Below are 23,320 nucleotides of genomic sequence, written 5' to 3'. Positions count from 1 at the left end.
CTGTGCGCACTCCAAGGCCACGCCCCTCACACAAAAGAGATTTGCCATGCCCGAAGTTTCCCAAACCGCCCCCGATTTCACCCTGCCTGTTACGGGCGGCGGTGATGTGACACTGAGTGCGCTAAAAGGCGCGCCTGTTGTGCTTTTCTTTTATCCGCGCGACGACACGCCGGGCTGTACCAAAGAGAGCATCGGCTTTTCCGAGCATCTGGCAGCGTTCGAGGCAGCAGATGCAAAGGTCTTCGGCATTTCGCGCGACACAATGGCCAAGCATGACAAGTTTGCAGCCAAGCACGAGTTGACCGTGCCGTTGCTTTCAGATGAGGAAGGCAGTGTGACCGAAGCCTACGGTGTTTGGGTCGAGAAGAATATGTATGGCAAGAAATCAATGGGCATCGAACGGGCGACCTATCTGATCGCCGCTGACGGGACCATCGCGCAAATCTGGCGCAAGGTAAAAGTGCCCGGTCACGTGGAAGAGGTTCTGGAGGCAGTGCGCGCGCTATGATGCCGCTGGCACAGATGGCGGAAGCAGTTTTGCGCACCGCTGACGGGCGTGAAAAAACGGCGCTGTCGCATAAATACGCGGCGGCATGGCGCGCGGCGCGTGCAGATGGAATCCACCCCGAGATCGGAACGGCCAATCCGCCCAACCACCCTGCCCGTCCCGCCACGCCAGAACTGCGGAGCCCGCGTGATGTCCCGCACCGCAAGCCTGGCACGCCGGAGGGCCGGATCGCTATGATGCATGCAGTGGCCCACATCGAATTGAACGCTGTGGATTTGCATTGGGATATCCTTGCAAGGTTTTGCGATGTGAAAATGCCAATCGGATATTATGATGACTGGGTCAAAGCTGCGGATGAGGAATCCAAACATTTTAACCTGATGTGTGATTGCCTTGAGGCGGCTGGCAGTCACTATGGCGCGTTGCCTGCCCATGCCGGCATGTGGCAAGCGGCGACAGATACGGCAGATGACTTTATGGGTCGGCTTGCGGTTGTACCTATGGTGCTGGAGGCGCGCGGCCTTGATGTGACGCCAAACATGATCAGGTTGTTCAAACAGGCCAAAGAGGTTCAGGCGGTTGATGCGCTGGAAGTGATCTACGCCGAGGAAGTCCATCACGTGGCATATGGCTCAAAGTGGTTCCACTTTCTGTGCGGCCGCCATGATCTTGATCCCACTCAACAATTTCATACGCTCGTGCGCAAATATTTTCACGGGCAGCTCAAACCGCCCTTTAACGAGGAAAAGCGTGCCGAGGCAGGTATTCCACCCGATTTTTATTGGCCTCTCGCAGCCGGAACTTAAAGCCGCATCTACAAATTCCTGAAATAGGCGGATTTTTGCCAAATTGTCACTTAAATTGGCGGGGATTCGTCATGGTGGGCTTGAAGGGTTGCCCGATGGCCTCCCGAAGGTCTATTGCACTCTTGTTAACGGATTTGTGAGGGACACGCCGATCTGTAACAAGTTAAAAGGGATATAGTAGACGTGCGTACAAAGCTCGCGATTAAGACTTCTGCGTTTCTGGAAAAGCATTTCCCGGAACGCCGTGTATTTTTGAAATCAGACAATGACACGCGGTTCATCCGTCTGCGCTCCAGCACCCAGTTGGTTGCTCTCGCAGGGTGTTCGTTGTTGGTAGCATGGGCAATTATTGCCACGGCGATCATCCTGATGGACAGCATCGGTTCGGGTAATTTCCGCGAGCAGGCGAAACGGGATCAGCGCACCTATCAGGCGCGGCTGAATGATCTGAGTGCACAGCGCGACAACCGCGCCATTGAAGCACTGGCTGCGCAGGAACGGTTCAACGCAGCCCTCGCCCAGATTTCCATCATGCAATCAGAGCTTTTGTCCTCCGAGACACGCCGTAACGAGCTTGAGACAGGTATCGATGTGATCCAGTCCACGCTGCGCGACACAATGAAAGACCGTGAAACAGCCCGCAGTCAGGTCGCCGCGATGCAAGCTGACGGTGAGGGATCAATTCAGGTCTCCGCCAGCACGGCACCGATGGATTTTATGGCTGATGCCCTCGCCCGCACCGCCAAAGAGCGTGATCAGGTTGTTGAGGACGCGCAGGAAGCCCTGCTTCAAGCGGACGCAATGAGCCAGAAGATTGCCGTCATGCAAGAACAAAACGATGCGATCTTCCGCCAACTTGAAGAAGCAATGACGGTATCCGTAGCCCCGCTGGACCGCATGTTCCGCGCTGCTGGTATGCCGACGGACCGCATGCTTGATACTGTGCGCCGCGGCTACTCCGGTCAGGGCGGCCCGCTCACACCGCTCAGCTTTACCACTCGCGGAGAGCAGCCAACAGCTGACACATTGCGGGCCAACCGCTTGTTGGGCCAGATGGATCGCCTCAATCTATACCGCCTTGCTGCGTCCAAAGCGCCGTTTGCGAATCCTGTAAAGAACTCCTTCCGATTCACCTCCAAGTTCGGCTTCCGCCGCGACCCTAAGACGGGTGGCCGCCGCATGCACAACGGTGTCGACTTTGCCGCAGGTCTGGGCACACCTCTCTATGCCACGGCGGACGGTGTTGTGACTCACGCCGGTTGGGGCTCAGGATATGGACGTTTGGTGAAGATTCAGCACGAATTCGGCATCGAAACCCGCTATGCACATATGTCAAAAATGCGCGTAAAGGTTGGTCAAAGAGTATCGCGCGGCGATCATATTGGTGATATGGGTGCATCAGGACGGGTAACCGGCGTGCATCTTCATTACGAAGTTCGCGTCGGTGGAAAAGCCGTCAATCCAATGATCTATATCAAGGCAGCAAACGATGTTTTCTAAGAGCAAAATCAATGATGGTGCCCCAAGCACCGACACATCCTCCTCAAGCGCACCGACGTCTTCGGCACCCGCCATCCCGTCGTCTGCGCCCAAATCCAACGAGTTCAAGGCAAGCGCGCCCAAAGCAAAGCCGCCCGCCTCTACTCTGTCTGCTGACCTGCACGTGACAGGCAACATGAAGACAACTGGTGATATTCAGGTTGAAGGCACAGTGGAAGGCGACATCCGCGCCCACCTTTGCACCATCGGCGAGTCCGCCACCATAAAAGGCGAAGTGATTGCCGATGATGTTGTGGTCAACGGCCGCATCGTGGGCCGTGTACGCGGCCTCAAGGTCCGACTGACCTCTACTGCACGCGTCGAGGGTGACATCATCCACAAGACCATCGCCATCGAGAGTGGTGCGCATTTTGAAGGCTCCGTACAGCGTCAGGACGACCCGCTGAACCCGAGTGCCAAAGGCACACCAGCGCCAAAGACCAATCCTGCCTCCTGAGGCAATATTGAGTTGAGAACTGAAGACGCCGTAGGTTCTGCCTGCGGCGTTTTGCATTTAGACGGCTGATTTAATCAGACGAGTATTAGCGAGCGAAAAGCACGCATTCGAGATGGCTTACCAGTACCGCTTGTCACTCGCAGGGTAGTGCGCAATCTGCCTGCCGACCAATTGTAGTAAATGGCCTCGAAGTGAGAGCGCCCTTTGCAAGGGGGCACCAACCGCTTGCAAAAGCATCGTTTTTTCATCTCATTTCATCGGTCTATGGGCAAGGTCACAATTCGGCCCAAAAACAGATCTATCGGTCATCACACAAGAGTTTTCGGAGATTATTGTGCAGATAATTCAAGGCCTACAGGGTATTTTGATTTGGTTTTATTGTTCAGCTTTTTTTTCCCACGTAACCGGAATTGGGGGCTTTGGCAGCTTTGCGTTCGGCTTTTTCGGAGTGTGTGCGATATATGGACTCGCATTCACCTTTCTGCCGCGCATCACAATTTGGGCTGGGGGATTGTTCTGGGGCGTTATGGGCTACCAACTCGGGCTATATGTTTTTGGGGATATGTCATCCGGCGTCGCTGGTGCCCTTATTCTTGGAGTCGTTGGTCTTGTTGCTAATTTTCAGATCATGCGTGACGTGGTTGACCCAGATGCTGCTGCGGTGGGCGAGTATATTGCTGGTGGCTCCCCCGACGCGCAGCGCGTTGTACTGAAAGCGGATGAAATCGATAATATCGAGCGGCACTGGGAAGCCCTTTATGTTTTGCGCGGCATCCGAGCAGTCAGCCTTTCCACCTTTCAGCGGCTGGACAAATCTTTTTCCGAAACCTTAGGCGTACAGGGGAGTCAGGCCATCGGCAGCGCTAACAACGAGAACCCGACCACTGACAAAATCACCAGCGCGGCGATCATATTGCCAGAATCCGGCCTCTTGTCGCAGGCCGAAATTGACGAGATGCACGATCGCCTGACCCCCTGGCTGGGCTTAGCAGTTTAGGACTTCATCTGCCCCTCATTACATTAGGCTGAAGCATTTGGCGGCTATCGCGCCGCGTAACTGGTAAGAAGAATTTTATAGCGGATCACCACAAACAAAAAAGGCGCTCCCGATTGGGAAGCGCCTTTTCAAACTTTACAGTTCATTGCTTTAGTCGATAGCTGTGACGGTCTTCATCATATCGGGTTCGCCAATGACAGCGCCATTGCTGCCTGTGCCGCGTTTGATCGCGTCGACAACATCCTGACCCTCGGTTACGCGGCCTACAACCGTGTATTGACCATTCAGGAACGCCCCCTCATCGAACATGATAAAGAACTGGCTATTGGCGCTATCGGGACTTTGAGAGCGCGCCATACCGACGACGCCTTTATCAAAGTTAATGTCCGAAAACTCGGCGGGCAGATCAGGCATATCGGAGCCGCCTGTGCCAGCGCGGCGCATGTCACCGCCCTTGATGCCGTGTTGAACGTCACCGGTCTGGGCCATGAACCCGTCGATCACGCGGTGGAATACCACGCCATCATATTTACCCGCTTTCGCAAGCTCCGTCATACGCGCGGCATGCTGGGGCGCTATGTCTTCGAGCAGGTCGATGGTGATGGTACCATTCGCTTCTCCCGCCACTTCGATCTGAAGGCCGGACGCAGCAACTGATCCTGCGATGAGTGTTGCGAAAAGGCCGCCCGCGACAAGGCTACGCATCTGCGGCAACTTTCACGCTGATCATGCGGTCAGGGTTGGCAGGTGGCTCACCCTTGGTGAGTGCATCTACATGCTCCATGCCGGAAATAACCTGACCGTAGACAGTGTATTGACCATTGAGGAAGTCATTGTCTTTGAAGTTGATAAAGAACTGGCTGTTGGCCGAATTCGGATTGGCGGAGCGTGCCGCACCAAGCGAGCCGCGTGCGTGCGGGATCTTGGAAAATTCTGCGGGAACATCAGGATGCTCCGAGCTGCCTGTGCCTGCGCCGCGTGGGTTATAGTCTTTTTCCATGTTGCCGTGCTGGACATCGCCAGTTTGCGCCATGAAGCCATCGATGACACGGTGGAAAGCCACGTTGTCATAGGCACCTGCACGCGCCAGCGTTTTCATACGCTCGACGTGCTGGGGGGCCACATCGGGCAGCAGCTCGATGGTGACAGTGCCACCCTTGAGTTCCATCAGGATTGTGTTTTCTGGGTCTTTGATCTCGGCCATGGGGCGCTCCTTCATAAATCTGACCTGTTACCTAGGCTGCCACAGCACATTTGCCAAGGCGGTGCATTGACCACAGGCGAGATAACGGCAAAACATCACCCAAGTTTGACAACAGACGTAAAGGACGGATCGATATGGGCTGGAAATCGCTGGACGACATGGATTTGCATGGCAAACGGGTTTTGGTTCGGGTAGACATCAATGTCCCTGTCGAAAACGGCCAAGTGACAGACGCCACACGGATCGAGCGAATTGTGCCTACGGTACACGATATCCTCTCCAAAGGCGGCACACCAATCCTGTTGGCGCATTTCGGTCGGCCCAAAGGGAAAGTGAACCTCGACATGAGTTTGAGGCAGGTGGTCCCTGCCCTTAAGCGCGCGCTGATGCGTTCGATCGTGCTGGTTGAAACGCTAGAGGCTGCAGAGAATATGACAGCGGAAGTGCTGGCTGCCGATGTCGTGTTGATCGAGAACATCCGCTTTCATGCAGGCGAAGAGGCGAATGACCCTGAATTTGCCGCCCGTCTGGCCAAGTTGGGCGATGTCTTTTGCAATGATGCGTTTTCTGCCGCGCACCGTGCCCATGCCTCTACCGAAGCACTGGCGCATTTGCTGCCCTCTTGTGCAGGCCGTTTGATGCAAGCGGAGCTGTCGGCACTGGAAGCAGCGCTCTCCAAGCCCGAGCGCCCTGTGGGGGCAGTTGTGGGCGGGGCCAAAGTCTCGACCAAGATTGCGCTGCTGGAGAACCTCGTGAACCGCCTTGATTTGTTGATTATCGGGGGCGGCATGGCGAATACGTTTCTGGTCGCCCAAGGCGCGCAACTGGGTGCGTCGCTATGTGAGAACGATTACCTCGATACAGCGCGCGATATCATGGCGCAGGCCTCCAAGGCGGGATGCCGCATTCTGTTGCCTGTGGATGGGCTGGTGGCCCGTGAGTTCAAAGCTGGTGCAGCGCATACTGTCGCCCTGCTCGGTTCTAACACTGTTCTGGAAGCAGATCAGATGGTGTTGGATGCCGGACCCGAGATGATCAAACAGATGCGCGTCGCAATTGAGGGTCTCAAAACCGTGATCTGGAACGGGCCGATGGGTGCATTCGAGATTGCACCCTTTGACACGGCCACTGTTGCAGCGGCGCAGGTTGCGGCGAAGCAGACGCGCGACGGTGCGCTCATCTCTGTCGCGGGGGGCGGTGACACAGTTGCAGCGCTTAATCAGGCAGGCGTGGCTGATGATTTCACTTATATATCGACAGCGGGTGGCGCGTTTCTGGAGTGGATGGAGGGTAAAACCTTGCCCGGTGTTGCCGCTTTGGGCGGTTAACGACTTATCCACATCTAAATTGCAGTTTTTCCGCCTTTGCGAATCATAGGGGATTCCCATCGCGAATCACTTGTGCCATACAGTCCCTACCACCCGACAAGAGGTGGCTTAGACGGCAGTTTCTACAGGTACCAATAGGCTTCAGCGCATGAGCAAACCCGCATTCGGACCCATTCTTTTCTTTGCGATTGCTTTTGCGCTGAGCCTTTACTTCATGTTCGCCGCTGTTCAGGGCGATTTTGGCCTGTTTAGGCGTGCGGAAATTCTGGCCGAAGCCAACGAGATGCGCGACCAGCTTATTCAGGTTCGTACAGAGGTGGCCCAGATGGAAAACCTCACCCGCCGCCTCTCTGACGATTATCTCGATCTCGATCTGCTGGATGAGCAAGCCCGCTCTGTCCTTGGGATGGTGCGCGCGGACGAGATCGTCATCCGTTAACCAAGCTTTGCATCTACCGCAGAACAGCCCTGCACAAAGCCCCCTCGCCATCTGAATCCGAATCCGTTATGATATAGTTTAACGTTAAACTATATTCAGCACGGGCGATCCGTGCCGACGGGAGGATTGCCTTTATGGCCGCCAAAAAGCCGAGTGCCAAAACGACCCCTTCAAATGTCTCAGCGGACGAGCTGATGGCCTACTACCGCGACATGCTGTTGATACGGCGATTTGAGGAAAAGGCGGGCCAGCTTTATGGCATGGGCCTCATCGGCGGCTTCTGCCACCTTTACATCGGACAAGAAGCGGTCGTTGTGGGTCTTGAGGCCTCTGCAAAAGAAGGCGATAAGCGCATCACCTCCTACCGGGATCACGGTCACATGCTGGCCTGCGGGATGGATCCCAAAGGTGTCATGGCAGAGCTGACGGGCCGCGAAGGCGGTTATTCCAAAGGCAAAGGCGGCTCGATGCACATGTTCTCGAAAGAGAAGCATTTCTATGGCGGTCACGGCATTGTTGCGGCTCAGGTGCCGCTGGGTGCAGGTCTCGCTTTTTCGGACAAATACAAAGGCAATGACAATGTTACCTTCACCTACTTCGGGGATGGTGCGGCGAACCAAGGTCAGGTTTACGAGGCCTATAACATGGCCGAAATCTGGGACCTGCCATGCATTTTTGTGATCGAAAACAACCAATATGCCATGGGTACTTCGACCAAACGCTCCACCCACTCTCCCAGCTATTGGGAGCGCGGCGCGGCTTATGGCATCCAAGGGGAAGAAGTGGACGGCATGGATGTGCTGGCGGTGAAAGCTGCGGGTGACAAAGCGGTGGCGCACTGCCGTGCAGGCAAAGGTCCCTACATTCTGGAAATCAAAACATACCGTTATCGCGGCCACTCCATGTCTGATCCGGCCAAATACCGGACCCGCGAGGAAGTGCAGAAAATGCGCGACGAGCGTGACCCGATCGAGGCAATCCGCTCACTGCTGCTCACCGGCAAGCATGCGACCGAGGAGGACCTCAAGGCCATCGACAAAGAGATCAAAGGCATCGTGAACGAGAGTGCCGAATTCGCAAAAGAAAGCCCCGAGCCGCACCTCGACGAGCTTTGGACAGATATTTACGCAGAGCTGGAGGCTTAAACCATGGCAACTGAAATTCTGATGCCCGCCCTGAGCCCCACCATGGAAGAAGGCACGCTGGCCAAATGGCTGGTCAAGGAGGGCGACACCGTCTCCTCCGGTGACATCATGGCGGAGATTGAAACCGACAAAGCGACAATGGAATTCGAGGCCGTTGACGAAGGTATCGTTGGCAAGATCCTGATCGAAGAAGGCACCGAGGGCGTCAAAGTAAACACGCCCATCGCGATCCTTCTCGAAGAGGGCGAAGATGCCACTGCCATGGACAAGGCGTCCGAGCAGCCTGCAAGCGCACCTGTGCCGGCTGACAAAGAGCAATCGTCCGAGACAGCCCCAGCAGCGGGAATGGCCCACCCTGCCCCGGAAGTGGACACCACACCCGACTGGCCAGAGGGAACGACGCTGAAACAGCAGACTGTGCGTGAAGCCCTGCGTGACGGCATGTCCGAAGAAATGCGCCGCGACGATAGTGTATTCCTGATGGGTGAAGAAGTTGCCGAGTATCAAGGTGCTTATAAAATCTCCCAAGGGATGCTGGATGAGTTCGGCGCAAAACGCGTGATCGACACACCAATCACCGAGCACGGTTTTGCCGGTATCGCTACTGGCGCGGCATTCGGTGGTTTGCGCCCTATTGTCGAGTTTATGACTTTCAACTTTGCCATGCAGGCGATTGACCACATCATCAACTCTGCGGCCAAGACGCTTTATATGTCTGGTGGCCAGATGGGCGCGCCTATGGTGTTCCGTGGCCCTAACGGCGCTGCAGCACGTGTGGGTGCACAACACTCTCAGGATTATGCCGCATGGTACATGCAGGTCCCAGGCCTCAAGGTTGCGATGCCCTACTCCGCCTCCGACTACAAAGGCCTGATGAAAACGGCAATTCGCGATCCAAACCCTGTGATTTTCCTTGAGAACGAAATCCTCTATGGTCGTTCTTTCGACGTACCTGATGTTGAGGACTATACGGTACCGTTTGGAAAAGCGCGTATCTGGCGTGAGGGCGACGACGTCACCATCGTCAGCTTTGGCATCGGCATGACCTATGCTTTGGAAGCCGCCGAGAAACTGGCCGAGGAAGGCATCAACGCCGAAGTCATCGACCTGCGCACCCTGCGTCCGATGGACACGCCAGCGATCATCAAGTCCGTGATGAAAACCAACCGCCTGGTCACTGTCGAGGAGGGCTGGCCCCAAGGGTCCGTCGGCAGCTACATCAGCTCGGTCGTGATGCAGGAAGCGTTCGATTATCTCGACGCGCCTGTGATCTGTTGCACTGGTAAGGACGTGCCAATGCCTTACGCGGCGAACCTCGAAAAACATGCACTTGTGACCACGGCCGAAGTTATCGAAGCCGTGAAAAAAGTCACATATAAATAAGGAGCGGACGTTATGCCTACAGAAATCCTAATGCCCGCCCTCTCGCCCACCATGGAAGAAGGCACGCTGGCCAAATGGCTGGTCAAGGAGGGTGATACCGTCTCCTCTGGCGATGTGATGTGTGAGATTGAAACCGACAAAGCGACCATGGAATTTGAAGCCGTGGACGAAGGGGTGATCGGAAAGATCCTGATCGCCGAAGGCACCGAAGGCGTGAAAGTAAACACTGCCATTGCCGTGTTGCTCGAAGATGGCGAAAGTGCGGATGACATTGATGCGCCTCCAGCTCCGAAAGCGGATGAGACAAAGGCATCCAGCAATGTCGCACCAGCTGCCGCTTCGGATGCTACAACACCTGCAAAAGGGCACGGTCGTGGAGCCACAGATGCAACACCGGCATCAAAAGCCAGTAGTAATGCAGATGGGAGCCGTATTTTTGCATCGCCACTTGCGCGGCGCATCGCTGCACAAAAAGGTCTCGACCTTGCGCAGATCAAAGGCTCCGGTCCGCATGGTCGTATTGTTAAAGCCGATGTTGAAAATGCAACGCAAACTGCCGCACCCAAGCCAACGGCATCAGCAGCTACACCGACAGCCAGTGCACCAGCGGCAATGGCTACAGGCCCCTCAAGCGATGCAATCGCCAAGATGTATGCAGACCGCGAATATGAGGAAATCACCCTCAACGGCATGCGCAAAACCATTGCTGCCCGTCTTACCGAGGCCAAACAGACCGTTCCGCACTTCTACCTGCGCCGCGATATCCATCTTGACGCGCTCATGGCGTTCCGCGCTCAGCTCAACAAGCAACTAGAGCCGCGTGGCGTAAAGTTGTCGGTCAATGATTTTATCATCAAGGCCTGCGCATTGGCCCTGCAAGAAGTGCCCGATGCCAATGCGGTCTGGGCAGGTGACAAAGTGTTCAAACTCAAGCCATCAGATGTAGCTGTTGCTGTTGCGATCGAAGGTGGATTGTTCACCCCCGTTCTCAAGGACGCCGAGATGAAATCCCTCTCTGCGCTGAGTGCCGAGATGAAAGACCTTGCCGCCCGTGCACGGGATCGCAAGCTCGCACCACATGAGTATCAGGGTGGCAGCTTTGCTATATCCAATCTGGGAATGTTTGGGATCGACAACTTTGACGCAGTGATCAACCCGCCGCATGGCGCCATTCTGGCAGTTGGCGCAGGGTCCAAAAAACCCGTTGTCGGTGCTGATGGCGAATTGGCGATTGCGACTGTGATGTCTGTCACTCTTTCGGTCGATCACCGGGTGATTGATGGCGCATTGGGAGCCGAATTGCTTAACGCAATCAAGGCCAACCTCGAAGCACCAATGACCATGCTGGCCTGATCAAATAGTGGCGTTGTGCTGCGTTGAAGAAAGCAAAGGGCCGGAGCATAGCTCCGGCCCTTTCATCTAAAAAACTGCATTACTCTCAGTTTTCCCAAGGTCCAAGCATATGGTTCATTGACATGGCGGGCTGATCACAACCCGCCTCCCCCACAATACGGGCAGGAATACCTGCAACTGTTTTGCAAGGTGGTACATCTTCCAACACAACCGAGCCTGCCGCGATGCGGCTGCAATGCCCCACTTTGATGTTGCCCAAAACCTTTGCACCTGCACCAATGAGAACACCATCTCCAATCTTGGGGTGACGGTCCTCTTCTTCCTTACCTGTACCGCCCAATGTGACGGAGTGCAGCATCGAGACATTGTCCCCTACCACAGCCGTCTCACCGATTACGATGGAATGAGCGTGGTCTATCATGATGCCCTTACCGATGGTCGCACCGGGATGGATATCCACCCCAAAAATTTCCGAAATACGCATCTGGAAAAAATATGCCAGATCACGTTGCCCTTTGTTCCACAAGTAGTGGCCCACACGATAGGCTTGGACGGCCTGATATCCTTTAAAATACAGAATCGGTTGCAAAAGCCGGTGACACGCGGGATCACGATCAAAGATTGCTACCAGATCAGCACGTGCAGCTTCAACAAGGCTGGGATCATCAGCGTAAGCCTGATCGACGACTTCACGCACAACCATCATTGACATTTCGTTGGACGCCAGCTTGGCCGCGACCCGGTATGACAGCGCTTTTTCAATGGAGGCATGGTGAAGGATGGTAGCATGGACAAAGCCACCTATCAGCGGCTCCTGCGCCACTGCTTTTAGCGCATCGCTTTTGATTTGATCCCAAACCGGATCAACAGATGCTATTTTGCTTTGCGGATTGGCCATAGGAACGGCTCCCTTTATCTAACTTACCTTCTATTTAGCACAGTTAGTGCAAGTGCAAAACCGCCACTCTAATTAGGATGTGACCTGATCAGACGGTTTTCAAGCAAAGCATTTAAAACAATAGAGAAACATTCCAAAAAATCTGAAGGTCCTATCTGAATAGGCGGACCAACCTGATGGAGTGTGGCGGCAGAACGCAGACTCCCGTCACCCCATTCAGGGTGCAGTTTATGAACCCGTTTCACGTATTTATCAGCTACATGCGCCCGCCAAATCAGCGCTTCACAAAAGACCACACGTTCCTTGCGGGAGGTGCCCTGCACCGCGCAAGCCGCATGATACAGGTCCATCAAGCCGACTTGTCTCACAATGAGGTGACGTCAATACGGGTCGGCAATCCGAGGCCATAGGACGCCGAAACCTGCGCGACTTCGATTTGAAAAGGGGCAACAATACCGTCGCTGGCCTGTGCAGCTTGAGAATAACTATACACTGGAGCCGACACAGCATTCTGGTGCAGTACTATTCCGTCCTTTATGATTTTGACCTGATAGGCTTCTACTTCCTCGCCCAAAGGCACTTCAACAGTATCCCAACCGTCTCCATCAATGCGTGTCCGTCTGATCCAAGTAATCGATAACGTTCCATCAGTTTGTTGCGTTGCGCGCACATGCGCTGGCGCGTAGGGCCGCAGCCCATTGCCCTCAAACGCTCGTGAAAGTTGCCTAAAGGACGGATCACCAACTGGGCGCTGCGCAGGCCCAATGCGGTAGTTCTGCACAACGTTACGCAGATTACGGCTTAAATCGATTTGCTGCGGTACTGAATTGAGCAAGACAAACTGCGACCCCGAGGGCCAGACATCGGGAATCAATCCATCAGAACCTGCCTGCCCCCTAATCCGGTCGCTCAGCAGATATGTCAGCGGTGCAATCAATTCTGCTCTTCTGAATTGAAACACTTCCCAATTATCCGCACTGCCCCCCCCGATTGCGGCACGATTAGCGCCACTCAGCAGTGCATCCATATCCACTGTTTCCAGACGCCCACTGATTAACTTCACTTCCACAGCATCGCCTCGATCCATCAAAGATGGACAGTGCCGCACCATGAGAGAGCGCGTTGTCCCAATAGTTGCCCGAATGGGTAAGATCGTATTCAGACCATAGTTTTGGTCCGTCAAACTGGAATAGAGCGCAACACTTCCTGGCCATGGATTGGCACTCGCGACGATATGAGGCGCATATGGTACTTCGTCTCCTGCAATGAGCGGTAGGTCCATAAAAAGCGGACGGACAGGAACAGGCGCCACAAAACGGCGAAGCGCAACCAATTCGTCGGACAGGGGCGAAGAGGTGTACACCTCGGGGTCAATGCGCACGGCCTCGATCTGCTGGAATTCGGCCTGATCCACGCGGTCAATACGGAATAATGATGATTGCTCCCCCTGATCCGCAGGAAGCGAGACGATATCACCCGCCCGCACCGCCATCTTGGACGGAGGCAAAGCAAATTGCACTGTCTCGCGTGCGATCCGCGCCTCATTCAGCCAGCGCTCCGCGACCTGACGTCCTTCGGCACGGGTCAGCACCATGCTGAACTCCGTCGCAGCCACCGCATGTGTTTCCTCGTCAGGCAGAACCGCTTCCTCTGAAATCACGTCAAAACTCGCGTCGGCCTGAATAAATCTCAACCGCATCCGCCCAGAGAGGGTAGCATCAGGCTCGCGCACTTGTACTGTCGTACCGTCAAGGTCGGGGCTGACGGCCATACGGTCTGTATCCAAATTGGTTTCGCGTAGTCCGTTACGCATCCGAAACACCAGCACACCGTCACGCTCAACCGCATCAAATCCATAACGGAGCATAAGCGGTTGCAGCGAGGCCCGCGCATCCCCGTTATCAGAGACGCCATAACCCCGCACAACACCGTAAAGCCGCTCAGTATCAAAGGCCGCCAGACCAGCGCGAGTGCAAATTTCGTCAACCACAGAAGCAAGGCTGCGTGCGGAGCTGCGCCCGTTTAGCCAATGCCCTCGTGCATAGTTGCTGCCATCACTCCACAGATCGCGGCTGTTGGGAAAGAACGGATAGGGCCGCACATCCCATGCCCACACGAACGCACGCCGCATGTCGATCATGTAGCCTTCGTATTCGATGCCCTGTGGATTATTTGCCGCCTGCGCCCAATAATCAATCATGGCCCGCAGATATTGCATCTGGATAAGATCATCGCGCCCCCCGTCAGAATACCGTGGCAGGCTGCTTTCAGATGATTTCAGGTCAAGAAACTTGTTGGGTTGGTTGGTTCCTTTATCAATTGCAGCACAGCCATATTCGGTAAACCAGACAGGCTTGTGCCCCGGCAACCACACTGTTGGGTCATTGTTGCGCTCGCCGTCAATACGGTCATGGTGCAGGTTACTCCACCAGTTGCGGATGTCCTTATAGCGATAGATCCACGGCTCATCATATGCACCATCCGTAATTGGCGTGCGAATTTGCGCCTCGCGCTCCTCGATCGAGCCATAATACCAATCATAGCCCTCACCACCTTCAATGTTGGATTGCAGATACCGCAGGTTATAGATGTCATCCCAATCCTGCGCATCCACATGATCCACGCCCTCACGCCAATCCGATAGGGGCATGTAATTGTCTATCCCGATAAAATCGATCTCAGGGTCCGCCCAGAGCGGATCGAGGTGGAACAGGCGATCCCCTGTACCGTCCTGCGGCTGATACCCGAAGTACTCGCTCCAATCCGCAGCATAGCTGATTTTCGTATCAGGCCCGACAATCGCACGGACCTGCGCCGCCAGCCCAATAAATGCCTGAACTGCAGGAAAAACATTGCGCGCCGAGCGAATCTGCGTGAGCCCACGCATCTCGGAGCCGATGCAGAACGCATCAACGCCCCCCGCCGCTTTGCAAAGCGCTGCATAATGCAGGATAAACCGCGACAACGTCCACTCTTGCGGACCGCTGTAGCTAACGACACCATCAACAACTGCAAAATCAGACGCTTGAACAGTTCCAAAAAAGGCCGTAACTTCTGCTTCTGCCGCCGCCGTTACGTCAGCAGAACCCTCCTGTCCCGGCGCGCGCTCTAATGTGATCCGCCCGCGCCAAGGTAGCGCTGGTTGCCCCTCTTCTCCGTTATAGGGGTTCGGCAAAGTGTTGCCTTCAATCTGGTCCATCAGAATAAAGGGATAAAACATTACCGCTTTACCCGCCGCGTTCATCGCCTGAATGGCCTCGATCACGGCAGCATCTGCGGGGGTTCCCCCATAGATCGGTCGCGCGTCCACACCGCGTGCAATAACTTCAGCCACGTTCCGCAAGACCCCGGCAACGGCCCAAGGCATCTCCTCGCCATCGATGTCGGGGTCTTCGACTTTCGGCTGAACCAGACATTCCCCCATCCGCAAATCAGATCCGAACCACGAAACGACTAATGAGGCTGCCTTCAACTCGGGCAACTCCTCATCCAGCGCCTCAATCGAGGTCGCAAAATCGGTCTTGCCAGAAGGTGAGTTGATATTAGCACTCCAGCGCGCCTGCCCTTCGCCCTCATAACTAACAGGCGTGGTTGCAAGTGCATATTCCCCCGTCCCCGGTATCAACGCCACTCCTTCGACACCGTAGCTGAGCGCATGCTCAGCACCCTGCGCACCGCGCTGCTCGGGGCGGATCACCTCAAAGCTGAATTGCGGTACACGGTTGCCAAACTGCTGCAACGCCAGCGCCTCCATCACCACATAAGCGGTCCCGCGATAGGCGGGAACCATACCGGTGCCCTCAATAGCCTCCATCAGGGGATCAGGCTGCTGCTCTGTGTTGCCGGTGTAAACCGTCATATTGATATCATCAGGTGCGATCTCTTCACCATCCGCCCAGATGCGCCCCACCCGCGTGATTTCACCCTCACACAGCGCAATCGCCACGTTCACAGTATAGCTGTACCCGGTGGTTTGCGGTTGCGAACTGCCGCCTTTGCCGCCACCACTGCTCGTGCTGACCTCTTCGAAATCCGACGCCCAAATTACTTGCCCCCCCAAACGCAACCGCCCGTAAAGCTGCGAAATCGGATCGCCTTCCCCGGCCCCGGTCAGCCGAAACCGATCAACCTTGCCGGTCTCGACCGCCTGCCCGCCACTTCCGAGGATTTTTTGATCAACCACGCGACCGAGGGTGGCACCCACCGCTCGCCCAACGGCAACCGAGGATAGCCCCGCAAGCGTACCGCCGACAGAGCCGCCAACTGCGGCACCCGCCGCTGAGAATAATATCGTCGCCATCAGATGACCTCCTCGGGAAATTCAAAACACGCAACCACACGGCGGTGCCATGCAGTGCTAAGCGCACTCTCGACCACGCCGTGGCGTGAATATGCGTGGATAAATCGCGGCTGCGGACCGTCGCGGGACATGATCCCCAAATGCTTGGCCACTGCGCCCTGCCGCATGCGGAAAAGTAGCAGATCACCCGTACAAGCAGCGATCACAGGCTTCGCAGTCAAATGGCGCAATGCCGCTGCCCACAAACGCTCCTCCCCCTGAGGTTCAGACCAGTCCATCGAGTACGCAGGTGCTGCCTCAGGCTCCTGACCGTAAACTTCGCGCCACACGCCGCGCACCAAACCTAGACAATCACACCCTGCCCCCCTTACCGCCGCTTGATGCACATAAGGCGTTCCAATCCAGCGCTGCGCCGCAGTTACAATACCCGCACCAATCATCGCAGCGATCCTCCGCTGTTGATATTGGAACTGCTGGGCACAGACACGACCCAATCCTCATTCGGAAGATCGGGAAAACCCTGAAAATTGTCGAAGTTGTTGAATTTAAGTCGACAGGTCTCCACCCGCTTGTCGCAGCCCGCAACCAGCCGCACTTGCGTACCAACACCAACTGCACCGCGAATAGGCTCCCAAAGCTCGATAACCCGCGCGTTATTTTCGACCCTGTCCGACTTGATCGTCCCCCAAAGGCCCGCAGCAGGCCCATCCAGAACTTCCAGCCGGCCCCGTGTAAACCAATCAGCATCAAACGCCAGAAAATCCTGCCAGATAAATCGACGCGTCCCCTCCACTGTCTGCACGGGTATCACTTGGGCATAGCTTTCCTGAGCCAGATTAAACCGGCAGGTTCGATCGCCCAATACAGCAGAGCATGGTTTTTGATAGACCCGCCCCAAAGGACGGTTCAGCGCTTCGGTCAAGCCGCGCAGCTCGGCCCGAAAGCCCCCGCCTGCCCGCGTCAATTCCCCCAGATGACCACGAAAGTTAAGCCAATGCTGGGACGTATCCGCCCAGTTGACTAACCATGCCTGTATCTCAGCTCCGTCAAACCGCCCTTGCTCGATCTCGTCCTCGCGCAGGGAGGCGTCTGACAAAGCGCCCAATGCCTCAGAGTTATCCACCGACAGTCCCGTCGACTGGGCAAGCGCCAGCGCACTCAGTCCCGTATCCGCCCGAAAGTCGAAACCCGCAAAACGCAGTGGAAGGTCATGATCAGTAAATGCAAAAACTTCGCCATCTTTGCGTGTGATCGCCCACGCATGACAAACCGTAGTGAGACCACCCTCAAGATGCGCTGCCAGCGCCGCATTAAATGTCCCGCTCATACCCGCACCTCACGCACCGGAATGTCCGGCACCTGTCCGGCATTGAAGCTTGCGATATTGGTCAGCAGACTGTCACTGTCAAAGCGCACAGGCACGTCAAACTCATATCCGGCAAAGACCCGTGTGTCGGGATCGGGGGCATCCTTAAAAGTGATCACACCAGAGATGTCATTGACTACATAGTCTACGGCCTCAAGCTTGTCGTCCTGCTCAACCGCGACCAACACGGAACCTTTGACAGGCTTGGTGATTGGCCGCTTATATATATGCCCACCCGAGCGGTAGCTCTTGATCAGCTGGAATTCGGTTGTGACACCATCACCCAATGCAATCTGCTGGTCTTGCCGATTGATCGCTACAGAGGGCTTGCCCGATTTAAAATCTGACCAGTCTTTCCAGCGAAATCCGAACATCTGGCCAAAACGTGCCTCGTAAAACGCAATCACTGCCTCAACATCGTCAAGCGAACGCAACCCCAATCCGGCATCATAGACACGGCGGGAATGCGCCCAAGGCGTGTTGCGCTCCTCATAGCCATTGGCAAGCGTCACTACGTCGACCCGCCGCTGGGGACCGCCAAGCGCACCAAAGCTCAGATCGGTTGGAAATTGTACCTCGTGAAAGTTCATAGCTGCTCCCCCTCTATCAACGGTTTTTCTGGCCAGCGCTCAGGGCGCGGCTCATTTGTGCGGCGATCTGCCCGCGTGAGCGTTGGAAGCCTGCAACATCGGGCGTGGTAATGTTCATCACCACAGTCGCTCCACCGCCACCGCCGCCACCAGCTTTTACGCCCAGTTTGCCGTCAGGACCGCGTGCCAGCGGCATAATCGCTTCCGGCCCCGCCTCGCCCATTACACCCATGCCACCGCGCATCCCGAAATGCGTCGCCTGGGAGACAACACCCCCGTCCGCAAAAGGCATCACACGGCCAGCGCTAAAAGGCGCCCCATTGGCAAAGGGTAAAACTCCCTGAACCAGCCCGCCAATCCCCTGCGTGAGCAGCCCACCGAAATGATCCGTCACAGGCTTCATCGCAGCATTATACGCACTGTTGGAGAGCGATTGCGCCACAGTGCTCAACGCATCCGACAGCTTCATCCCGTCGAAGGCCACACCGTCGAATGCCTTGCGTAATCCACGGCTCAGGCCCTTCTCAAGCGTCGCCACATCCTTGCCCGTCGCCGAAAGCGACGTACTCATCCGCCGCAACTCACTGTCAAATCCAGACACCAAAACACTCGTTTGCCCCAGCGTTTGGTTTAGCGATTGCGCATCTGCTGCCAGATCGTCAAAACCGTCATCCATCATCATCTTGATCCTTTATTGTGTCAGGGTATGCCGCCATAAGGGCGGCCAGCCCCTCACTCAGCATCGGGCCATCGCCCGCCTTACTGCCCAGCATCATCTGCAATTCCGCAGGCGTCAGTGCCCAGAAAGTGTCAGGCGAAAGCCCCAATCCATACAGCCCCGCCCGCATCAGCGCAGGCCAGTCAAAGCCGGCTTTCACGCTTCCACCACAAACGCTCGCGCCAAAAGCTCCGCAGCCGCCTGTGCTGCACGCATGGGACCACCGCCGATCTCTGCCGCAGCCAAAGCATCAGGCTCCATCTGCACGCCCCCACCACGCAGCCCCGCACATAGCAGCGCCAGCACATCACGCGTGCTGAACGCGCCATTCTCGAACCGCTGCACCAGTGCCATGAGCGACGGCTCGGCGAGGTCTTCTTCCAACTCGGCCAAAGCGCCCAATGTCAGGCGCATCCGCTGGTGCTGGCCATCCACAACAAGCACCACTTCTCCCCTCCACCGATTTGCCATTACTCTTCAACCGGATCGACGTACGGGATGAACTGCAACTCACCCGCAGAGGCCAGCGACAACTCGTATGTCGCTTCACCGTTGAGCTGGCCTGCATATTCCAGTGAAGTCACCTGAAACGGTCCCTCCACGATGCCGAATTCAGGGATCACCACTTGAAAATTCGGCGTCAAACCATCAAACAGCAACTGACGTGCACGCTCGTCCGTGGCCTCGTCGCGAAACACCCCCGACCCGCTGATCGCAGCGGAGCGCACACCCGCTCCCGCCAGCAACTCGCGCCAGCCGCCCTGACTGTCGAGCGCTGTCACATCCACCGCTTCCGCGTTGAAACTGATACGAGTCGCACGCAGTCCTGCGATGGTCTCGTAGTTGCCATCGGTGCTCATATCCACTTTGACCAAAAGGTCTTTACCTGCTTGAACAGCCATCGTTGTCTACTCCTGTAGTATGCCATTTGGCGTTGAAAATCCGTCGTCCGTGTTTGGGGCGCATTTGGTCAATCGTCTGAGACCCGCGCGCGAAACCGTAGATCAATCTGCCGCGCACTAGCCGCATCAATGCGCCGCGCCGTTGCCCGCTCGAACCGCAACGAGATCAAACTGCCCCGCGTCAGCGTCAGATCAGCCTCGTGCAAGGCATCACTCACCGCCGCCGCCGCCGCTTTGGCACTCGCAAATCCCGGACTTGTGGTAATGACGCTGACGGTCAGAAAATGGACCGCTCCCGCACCAGTCCCGTCTGATGCATCGCGCACCGTCTCCGACCCAAGGCGCACGTAGATGTCAGGCACATTGCCCGCAGGCACAGCATCATAAATCGCATTATCCAACAATGCGTTGAGTGCTACATCAGACATCAGTGCCGCAAAAACCGCGGCTTGAAGTGCTCCTGAAACTGCATAGCTCATACCACCTGCTCCTCTTGGGCAAAGCACGCCAGATACCGACCCTCAGGGTCATGCTCCGCGACAGCCTCGATGGTGAAAATCCGCTCGCCCTCGCGAAATCGCTGTTGCGCTGCGGGGCGCTTATCACTGCCCGCAGGGGCCGCACGCACAATAATGCGAAAGCTCATGCGGCTGACGGGTGCGCCATTTTGCGCCGTCTCCCGCCCGCTGCGAGAGGTCACATTCGCCCAAACAATGCCCAGAGGCACCCAACCCTTTATAAAACCACCCGCCCCGTCGCTCAGCACATCAGGCGCTTCCAACACCAGCTGACGGTTCAAGCGCGGCGCGCTCATGCCTGCGCCCCGCTACGGCCCAGCCGCATCACGCGAAACCGCTCAATCAGCGATGTCACACCAAATGGCATACATCCCGCCGCTAGCGCCGTATCATGACGGAACTCATAATAATGCGTAGCCAGCATCAAAACTGCCTGCTGTATATCAACAGGCACATCGTCCCACTCTGGCCCGTATCCGGCTAGAAAACGCACGCGCAACTCGCCCCCCGTTTCAAGCGTGGGCAGACTGGCACCCGTTGCCCGCAATCTCGGTGTATGCCCGTCCCGTTCCAACCAATAGGTAGCCGCATCAACCAACTGCTGCGCACCGCTTCGCGATACCCGCTGCACATCCGCGATCACCGTTACAGGTGCCACCGTCAAAGCCACAGAATTCGCATCCCCAAGCGTCGTCACTGACAACGTAAACTCCCGCTCAATCAGGATCTTACCCGTTCGCGCCTCGATCGCCGCCATGGCTGCACGTAAAAAGCTGCCCAATACCGCATCCTGCAGCGTATCTTCCGCAAAACCCGTCCCCATGCGCAAATGCGCCTTAAACGCCGCGACTGGCAGGGCCGCATCCGGCACATTCGTTTCTTCGATCAACATCCCAAAGCCTCTCTCAAACCTAAATTAAAACCCGGCAGGCGACCCCCCTCCCGGACGCGCACCCCACCTCTGCGTTGCTCGGTCGGAGGGGAGCAGCTAGACAACGCAGAGGAATATTCAGGGCGCACGCCCGGACCGGAGCGGACAATTCCCGCTCCGGCTATCAGCACCGGTTTTTAGGCAGTGCCGAATTTCACAAGCTTGATCGCAGCAAAGTCGCTCACGTCGCCGCCCACACGCTTGGTGGCGTAAAAGAGGACGTGCGGCTTGGCGCTGAACGGGTCACGCAAGATACGCAGATCAGGGCGCTCAGCGATTGTGTAACCCGCTGCGAAATCACCAAACGCCATAGCAAAGGCATCAGCAGACGCATCCGGCATATCCTCGGCAATCAACACGGGATAGCCCATCAGACGTGCAGGCTCACCCGCTGCCAGACCGTCGGACCACAAGAAGCGGCCATCCATATCCTTGAGCTTGCGCACCAGTCCCGCCGTTTTGGAATTCATCACAAAAGACGCATTGGCACGGTACTGCGCACCCAGTGCATAGACCGCGTCCACAATCGCGTCCGGTGTCACTTCACCAGCAACGCCCGTCGGCACATAACCAAGATTGCCCCACGCCCAAACATCATTATCGACGGTAGAATGGGCAAGGAAACCCTTAGGCTTGTCGATGCCATCACCGTTGATAAAAGCACCCGCCTCTGCACGGGCGAACTTGTCCGCGATACGGCCAGCAAGCCAACCCTCGATGTCGAACGCCGCATCATCCAACAGACGTTGTGACGCCTTGGGCAGCGCGCTGAGCTCATGCAGCTGCACGGTGATACGATCGATTTGCGGCGTTTCGGATTCGCCGATATTGGAACTTTCGGTCGCCCAACCCGCACCCACATCGGAGTGATCTACCAGAACGTCATAGGAGGTCGCTTCGACGTTCACGACTGTAGCAATCGCACGGATCGACGCCGTCGTGTTGAGCACAGATTTCACAATATCACTGGTCTGCGGATCAACGAGATAACCGCCATCCGAATTCACCGCTGCCGACAGCGCCTTACCCTCAAGCTCAAGCCCGCGCAGCCCATCATCATCGCCGGAACGCACGTAAGCGTTAAAGGCTTTTTTATGCGGTGCACCTGCCTCGGCGGCACCCGCCAAAGGTGTACGCGCAGCAGTCAGTGTTTTACGATCCAGCATGGTCATTCGCTCTTCTGTTTGTTGAAGTTTGGTCTCAATGTCGGCCTGAAAGCCTTTGAATTGTGTGACAAAGCCGGTCACGGCCCGCCGCACGTCCTCAGCCGGGGAAAGACCCTCGGCGTCCGATTTGGTATCGCTCATCTCGCGTTCCCCTTTTGGTTGTCATTGGCGGTCCCGATGTCAGCACATGCTGCATCAAACACCCCCGCCATCTCGCGCAGGACGTCTCCGATACGCACAAAACTGTCCGCCTTCGCCCCCACCCGCGCACTGGGAAGCATCGGGAAGGTCACCAGCGACACCTCCCAAAGCTCCAGTTCCTGCAAGAGCCGCTGGCCCTTGGTATTCTTTGTGGCTTTCACCGTGCGGTAGCCGATGCTGAGGCCGTCAATCGCGCCTGCCTCAATGAGCGCAATCGCCTCGCGCCCCTTCTCGACGGACTGCAAAATACGCCCCTTTACGAACAGGCCACGACCGTCCTCGCGCACCTCGTCCCACACGCCAATCGGCTGCGCGGGATCATGCTGCCACAGCATCTTGACACCGCGGCCCGCCGCCTTGAGCGCCATCAGGCTCGCCCCATAGGCACCGCGTTGCACCACGTCATTGCCCTGATCGACAGCATCGAAAAAGCTGGCATAGCCCTTGATCTCGACACCGCCCTCGACCTTCGCCACTTCATCAAACTGCATGAACTTGCGCTCCAAAGCAGGCAAGCCGCCACCGTTCTCCGCCGCAAGGGCGAAGTCATTTCCACTCATATCCATCGGTA

The 23,320-nt window shown here is 56.4% G+C and carries 26 protein-coding genes; 10 read left to right on the top strand and 16 right to left on the bottom strand.

What is annotated here, in order from left to right:
• Window positions 1-46 precede the first annotated feature (46 nt).
• From Q0775_RS14835 to Q0775_RS14815, 5 genes are all read left to right on the top strand, one after another.
• Window positions 47-508, top strand: a complete 462-nt coding sequence (locus Q0775_RS14835; RefSeq protein ID WP_298862505.1) for a peroxiredoxin — start codon at window positions 47-49, stop codon at window positions 506-508.
• Entirely contained in the window at window positions 505-1,314 is an 810-nt protein-coding gene (locus tag Q0775_RS14830) for a ferritin-like domain-containing protein (RefSeq protein WP_298862503.1), read from the top strand. The genes Q0775_RS14835 and Q0775_RS14830 overlap by 4 nt, the downstream gene beginning before the upstream one ends.
• 183 nt (window positions 1,315-1,497) lie before the next feature.
• On the top strand, window positions 1,498-2,814 hold the full coding sequence (locus Q0775_RS14825; RefSeq protein WP_298862500.1) for a M23 family metallopeptidase: 1,317 nt from the start codon (window positions 1,498-1,500) through the stop codon (window positions 2,812-2,814).
• Window positions 2,804-3,310: a polymer-forming cytoskeletal protein gene (locus tag Q0775_RS14820; protein ID WP_298862497.1), complete on the top strand. Its 507-nt coding sequence runs from the start codon at window positions 2,804-2,806 to the stop codon at window positions 3,308-3,310. Before Q0775_RS14825 ends, Q0775_RS14820 begins: the two co-directional genes overlap by 11 nt.
• 334 nt (window positions 3,311-3,644) lie before the next feature.
• A complete protein-coding gene (locus Q0775_RS14815; RefSeq protein WP_298862494.1) occupies window positions 3,645-4,307 on the top strand; it encodes a hypothetical protein in 663 nt (220 codons plus the stop codon).
• 150 nt (window positions 4,308-4,457) lie between these two features.
• Here Q0775_RS14815 and Q0775_RS14810 read toward each other — a convergent pair whose 3' ends face one another.
• Both Q0775_RS14810 and Q0775_RS14805 read right to left on the bottom strand, forming a co-directional pair.
• A complete protein-coding gene (locus tag Q0775_RS14810) occupies window positions 4,458-5,012 on the bottom strand; it encodes a peptidylprolyl isomerase (RefSeq protein ID WP_298862488.1) in 555 nt (184 codons plus the stop codon).
• Window positions 5,005-5,511 carry a peptidylprolyl isomerase gene (locus Q0775_RS14805; protein ID WP_298862486.1) on the bottom strand — a complete coding sequence of 169 codons (507 nt, stop codon included), beginning with the start codon at window positions 5,509-5,511 and terminating at the stop codon, window positions 5,005-5,007. The genes Q0775_RS14810 and Q0775_RS14805 overlap by 8 nt, the downstream gene beginning before the upstream one ends.
• Window positions 5,512-5,645: 134 nt before the next feature.
• Here Q0775_RS14805 and Q0775_RS14800 point away from each other — a divergent pair, with 134 nt between their 5' ends.
• The 5 genes from Q0775_RS14800 to Q0775_RS14780 all read left to right on the top strand — a co-directional run bounded on the left by Q0775_RS14800 (window position 5,646) and on the right by Q0775_RS14780 (window position 11,159).
• Entirely contained in the window at window positions 5,646-6,839 is a 1,194-nt protein-coding gene (locus tag Q0775_RS14800; RefSeq protein ID WP_298862484.1) for a phosphoglycerate kinase, read from the top strand.
• A 148-nt stretch (window positions 6,840-6,987) separates the two neighbouring features.
• Complete coding sequence (locus Q0775_RS14795; protein WP_298862481.1) at window positions 6,988-7,278, top strand: septum formation initiator family protein; 291 nt, start codon at window positions 6,988-6,990, stop codon at window positions 7,276-7,278.
• 134 nt (window positions 7,279-7,412) lie between these two features.
• Window positions 7,413-8,423 (top strand): pyruvate dehydrogenase (acetyl-transferring) E1 component subunit alpha, encoded by a 1,011-nt coding sequence (gene pdhA, locus Q0775_RS14790; RefSeq protein ID WP_298862478.1) that lies wholly within the window; start codon window positions 7,413-7,415, stop codon window positions 8,421-8,423.
• A 3-nt stretch (window positions 8,424-8,426) separates the two neighbouring features.
• The gene (locus tag Q0775_RS14785; protein ID WP_298862475.1) at window positions 8,427-9,806 is read left to right on the top strand and encodes a pyruvate dehydrogenase complex E1 component subunit beta; all 1,380 of its coding nucleotides are present in this window, start codon (window positions 8,427-8,429) and stop codon (window positions 9,804-9,806) included.
• A gap of 12 nt (window positions 9,807-9,818) precedes the next feature.
• Window positions 9,819-11,159, top strand: a complete 1,341-nt coding sequence (locus Q0775_RS14780; protein ID WP_298862472.1) for a pyruvate dehydrogenase complex dihydrolipoamide acetyltransferase — start codon at window positions 9,819-9,821, stop codon at window positions 11,157-11,159.
• 85 nt (window positions 11,160-11,244) lie between these two features.
• Here the strand turns inward: Q0775_RS14780 and cysE are convergent, their stop codons facing one another.
• The 14 genes from cysE to Q0775_RS14710 form a co-directional block, all read right to left on the bottom strand.
• Window positions 11,245-12,057, bottom strand: a complete 813-nt coding sequence (gene cysE / locus Q0775_RS14775; protein WP_298862471.1) for a serine O-acetyltransferase — start codon at window positions 12,055-12,057, stop codon at window positions 11,245-11,247.
• Window positions 12,058-12,421: 364 nt separating this feature from the next.
• Window positions 12,422-16,357 carry a glycoside hydrolase TIM-barrel-like domain-containing protein gene (locus Q0775_RS14770; protein ID WP_298862468.1) on the bottom strand — a complete coding sequence of 1,312 codons (3,936 nt, stop codon included), beginning with the start codon at window positions 16,355-16,357 and terminating at the stop codon, window positions 12,422-12,424.
• Window positions 16,357-16,797 carry an NlpC/P60 family protein gene (locus tag Q0775_RS14765; protein WP_298862465.1) on the bottom strand — a complete coding sequence of 147 codons (441 nt, stop codon included), beginning with the start codon at window positions 16,795-16,797 and terminating at the stop codon, window positions 16,357-16,359. Before Q0775_RS14765 ends, Q0775_RS14770 begins: the two co-directional genes overlap by 1 nt.
• Window positions 16,794-17,684: a DUF2163 domain-containing protein gene (locus tag Q0775_RS14760; RefSeq protein ID WP_298862462.1), complete on the bottom strand. Its 891-nt coding sequence runs from the start codon at window positions 17,682-17,684 to the stop codon at window positions 16,794-16,796. Before Q0775_RS14760 ends, Q0775_RS14765 begins: the two co-directional genes overlap by 4 nt.
• Window positions 17,681-18,313: a DUF2460 domain-containing protein gene (locus Q0775_RS14755; protein ID WP_298862459.1), complete on the bottom strand. Its 633-nt coding sequence runs from the start codon at window positions 18,311-18,313 to the stop codon at window positions 17,681-17,683. The genes Q0775_RS14760 and Q0775_RS14755 overlap by 4 nt, the downstream gene beginning before the upstream one ends.
• A 16-nt stretch (window positions 18,314-18,329) precedes the next feature.
• Window positions 18,330-18,992, bottom strand: a complete 663-nt coding sequence (locus Q0775_RS14750) for a phage tail tape measure protein (RefSeq protein WP_298862456.1) — start codon at window positions 18,990-18,992, stop codon at window positions 18,330-18,332.
• Entirely contained in the window at window positions 18,982-19,191 is a 210-nt protein-coding gene (locus tag Q0775_RS14745) for a rcc01693 family protein (RefSeq protein ID WP_298862453.1), read from the bottom strand. The genes Q0775_RS14750 and Q0775_RS14745 overlap by 11 nt, the downstream gene beginning before the upstream one ends.
• Entirely contained in the window at window positions 19,188-19,502 is a 315-nt protein-coding gene (locus tag Q0775_RS14740) for a gene transfer agent family protein (RefSeq protein WP_298862449.1), read from the bottom strand. Before Q0775_RS14740 ends, Q0775_RS14745 begins: the two co-directional genes overlap by 4 nt.
• On the bottom strand, window positions 19,502-19,933 hold the full coding sequence (locus Q0775_RS14735; RefSeq protein ID WP_298862446.1) for a phage major tail protein, TP901-1 family: 432 nt from the start codon (window positions 19,931-19,933) through the stop codon (window positions 19,502-19,504). The genes Q0775_RS14740 and Q0775_RS14735 overlap by 1 nt, the downstream gene beginning before the upstream one ends.
• A gap of 68 nt (window positions 19,934-20,001) precedes the next feature.
• Entirely contained in the window at window positions 20,002-20,412 is a 411-nt protein-coding gene (locus tag Q0775_RS14730; protein ID WP_298862442.1) for a DUF3168 domain-containing protein, read from the bottom strand.
• The gene (locus tag Q0775_RS14725; RefSeq protein ID WP_298862439.1) at window positions 20,409-20,747 is read right to left on the bottom strand and encodes a phage head closure protein; all 339 of its coding nucleotides are present in this window, start codon (window positions 20,745-20,747) and stop codon (window positions 20,409-20,411) included. Before Q0775_RS14725 ends, Q0775_RS14730 begins: the two co-directional genes overlap by 4 nt.
• A complete protein-coding gene (locus tag Q0775_RS14720; RefSeq protein ID WP_298862436.1) occupies window positions 20,744-21,343 on the bottom strand; it encodes a hypothetical protein in 600 nt (199 codons plus the stop codon). Before Q0775_RS14720 ends, Q0775_RS14725 begins: the two co-directional genes overlap by 4 nt.
• Before the next feature lie 176 nt (window positions 21,344-21,519).
• On the bottom strand, window positions 21,520-22,689 hold the full coding sequence (locus Q0775_RS14715) for a phage major capsid protein (protein WP_298862433.1): 1,170 nt from the start codon (window positions 22,687-22,689) through the stop codon (window positions 21,520-21,522).
• Complete coding sequence (locus tag Q0775_RS14710) at window positions 22,686-23,315, bottom strand: HK97 family phage prohead protease (RefSeq protein WP_298862430.1); 630 nt, start codon at window positions 23,313-23,315, stop codon at window positions 22,686-22,688. The genes Q0775_RS14715 and Q0775_RS14710 overlap by 4 nt, the downstream gene beginning before the upstream one ends.
• Between the last annotated feature and the right edge of the window lie 5 nt (window positions 23,316-23,320).

The sequence above is a fragment of the uncultured Sulfitobacter sp. genome (assembly GCF_947499945.1).
Lineage (GTDB): Bacteria > Pseudomonadota > Alphaproteobacteria > Rhodobacterales > Rhodobacteraceae > Sulfitobacter.
This window is presented reverse-complemented; position numbering and strand designations above follow the sequence as displayed.

Excerpts from the sequence above, each read along its gene's own strand:
- Q0775_RS14810 (WP_298862488.1), bottom strand. The coding sequence starts at position 5,012 with ATGCGTAGCCTTGTCGCGGGCGGCCTTTTCGCAACACTCATCGCAGGA.
- Q0775_RS14820 (WP_298862497.1), top strand. The coding sequence starts at position 2,804 with ATGTTTTCTAAGAGCAAAATCAATGATGGTGCCCCAAGCACCGACACA.
- Q0775_RS14795 (WP_298862481.1), top strand. The coding sequence starts at position 6,988 with ATGAGCAAACCCGCATTCGGACCCATTCTTTTCTTTGCGATTGCTTTT.
- Q0775_RS14800 (WP_298862484.1), top strand. The coding sequence starts at position 5,646 with ATGGGCTGGAAATCGCTGGACGACATGGATTTGCATGGCAAACGGGTT.
- Q0775_RS14710 (WP_298862430.1), bottom strand. The coding sequence starts at position 23,315 with ATGGATATGAGTGGAAATGACTTCGCCCTTGCGGCGGAGAACGGTGGC.
- Q0775_RS14730 (WP_298862442.1), bottom strand. The coding sequence starts at position 20,412 with ATGAGCTATGCAGTTTCAGGAGCACTTCAAGCCGCGGTTTTTGCGGCA.
- Q0775_RS14715 (WP_298862433.1), bottom strand. The coding sequence starts at position 22,689 with ATGAGCGATACCAAATCGGACGCCGAGGGTCTTTCCCCGGCTGAGGAC.
- Q0775_RS14750 (WP_298862456.1), bottom strand. The coding sequence starts at position 18,992 with ATGATGGATGACGGTTTTGACGATCTGGCAGCAGATGCGCAATCGCTA.
- Q0775_RS14725 (WP_298862439.1), bottom strand. The coding sequence starts at position 20,747 with ATGAGCGCGCCGCGCTTGAACCGTCAGCTGGTGTTGGAAGCGCCTGAT.
- Q0775_RS14830 (WP_298862503.1), top strand. The coding sequence starts at position 505 with ATGATGCCGCTGGCACAGATGGCGGAAGCAGTTTTGCGCACCGCTGAC.
- Q0775_RS14770 (WP_298862468.1), bottom strand. The coding sequence starts at position 16,357 with ATGGCGACGATATTATTCTCAGCGGCGGGTGCCGCAGTTGGCGGCTCT.
- Q0775_RS14765 (WP_298862465.1), bottom strand. The coding sequence starts at position 16,797 with ATGATTGGTGCGGGTATTGTAACTGCGGCGCAGCGCTGGATTGGAACG.
- pdhA (WP_298862478.1), top strand. The coding sequence starts at position 7,413 with ATGGCCGCCAAAAAGCCGAGTGCCAAAACGACCCCTTCAAATGTCTCA.
- Q0775_RS14805 (WP_298862486.1), bottom strand. The coding sequence starts at position 5,511 with ATGGCCGAGATCAAAGACCCAGAAAACACAATCCTGATGGAACTCAAG.
- Q0775_RS14835 (WP_298862505.1), top strand. The coding sequence starts at position 47 with ATGCCCGAAGTTTCCCAAACCGCCCCCGATTTCACCCTGCCTGTTACG.
- Q0775_RS14755 (WP_298862459.1), bottom strand. The coding sequence starts at position 18,313 with ATGAACTTTCACGAGGTACAATTTCCAACCGATCTGAGCTTTGGTGCG.
- cysE (WP_298862471.1), bottom strand. The coding sequence starts at position 12,057 with ATGGCCAATCCGCAAAGCAAAATAGCATCTGTTGATCCGGTTTGGGAT.
- Q0775_RS14760 (WP_298862462.1), bottom strand. The coding sequence starts at position 17,684 with ATGAGCGGGACATTTAATGCGGCGCTGGCAGCGCATCTTGAGGGTGGT.
- Q0775_RS14740 (WP_298862449.1), bottom strand. The coding sequence starts at position 19,502 with ATGGCAAATCGGTGGAGGGGAGAAGTGGTGCTTGTTGTGGATGGCCAG.
- Q0775_RS14785 (WP_298862475.1), top strand. The coding sequence starts at position 8,427 with ATGGCAACTGAAATTCTGATGCCCGCCCTGAGCCCCACCATGGAAGAA.
- Q0775_RS14735 (WP_298862446.1), bottom strand. The coding sequence starts at position 19,933 with ATGGCTGTTCAAGCAGGTAAAGACCTTTTGGTCAAAGTGGATATGAGC.
- Q0775_RS14720 (WP_298862436.1), bottom strand. The coding sequence starts at position 21,343 with ATGTTGATCGAAGAAACGAATGTGCCGGATGCGGCCCTGCCAGTCGCG.
- Q0775_RS14780 (WP_298862472.1), top strand. The coding sequence starts at position 9,819 with ATGCCTACAGAAATCCTAATGCCCGCCCTCTCGCCCACCATGGAAGAA.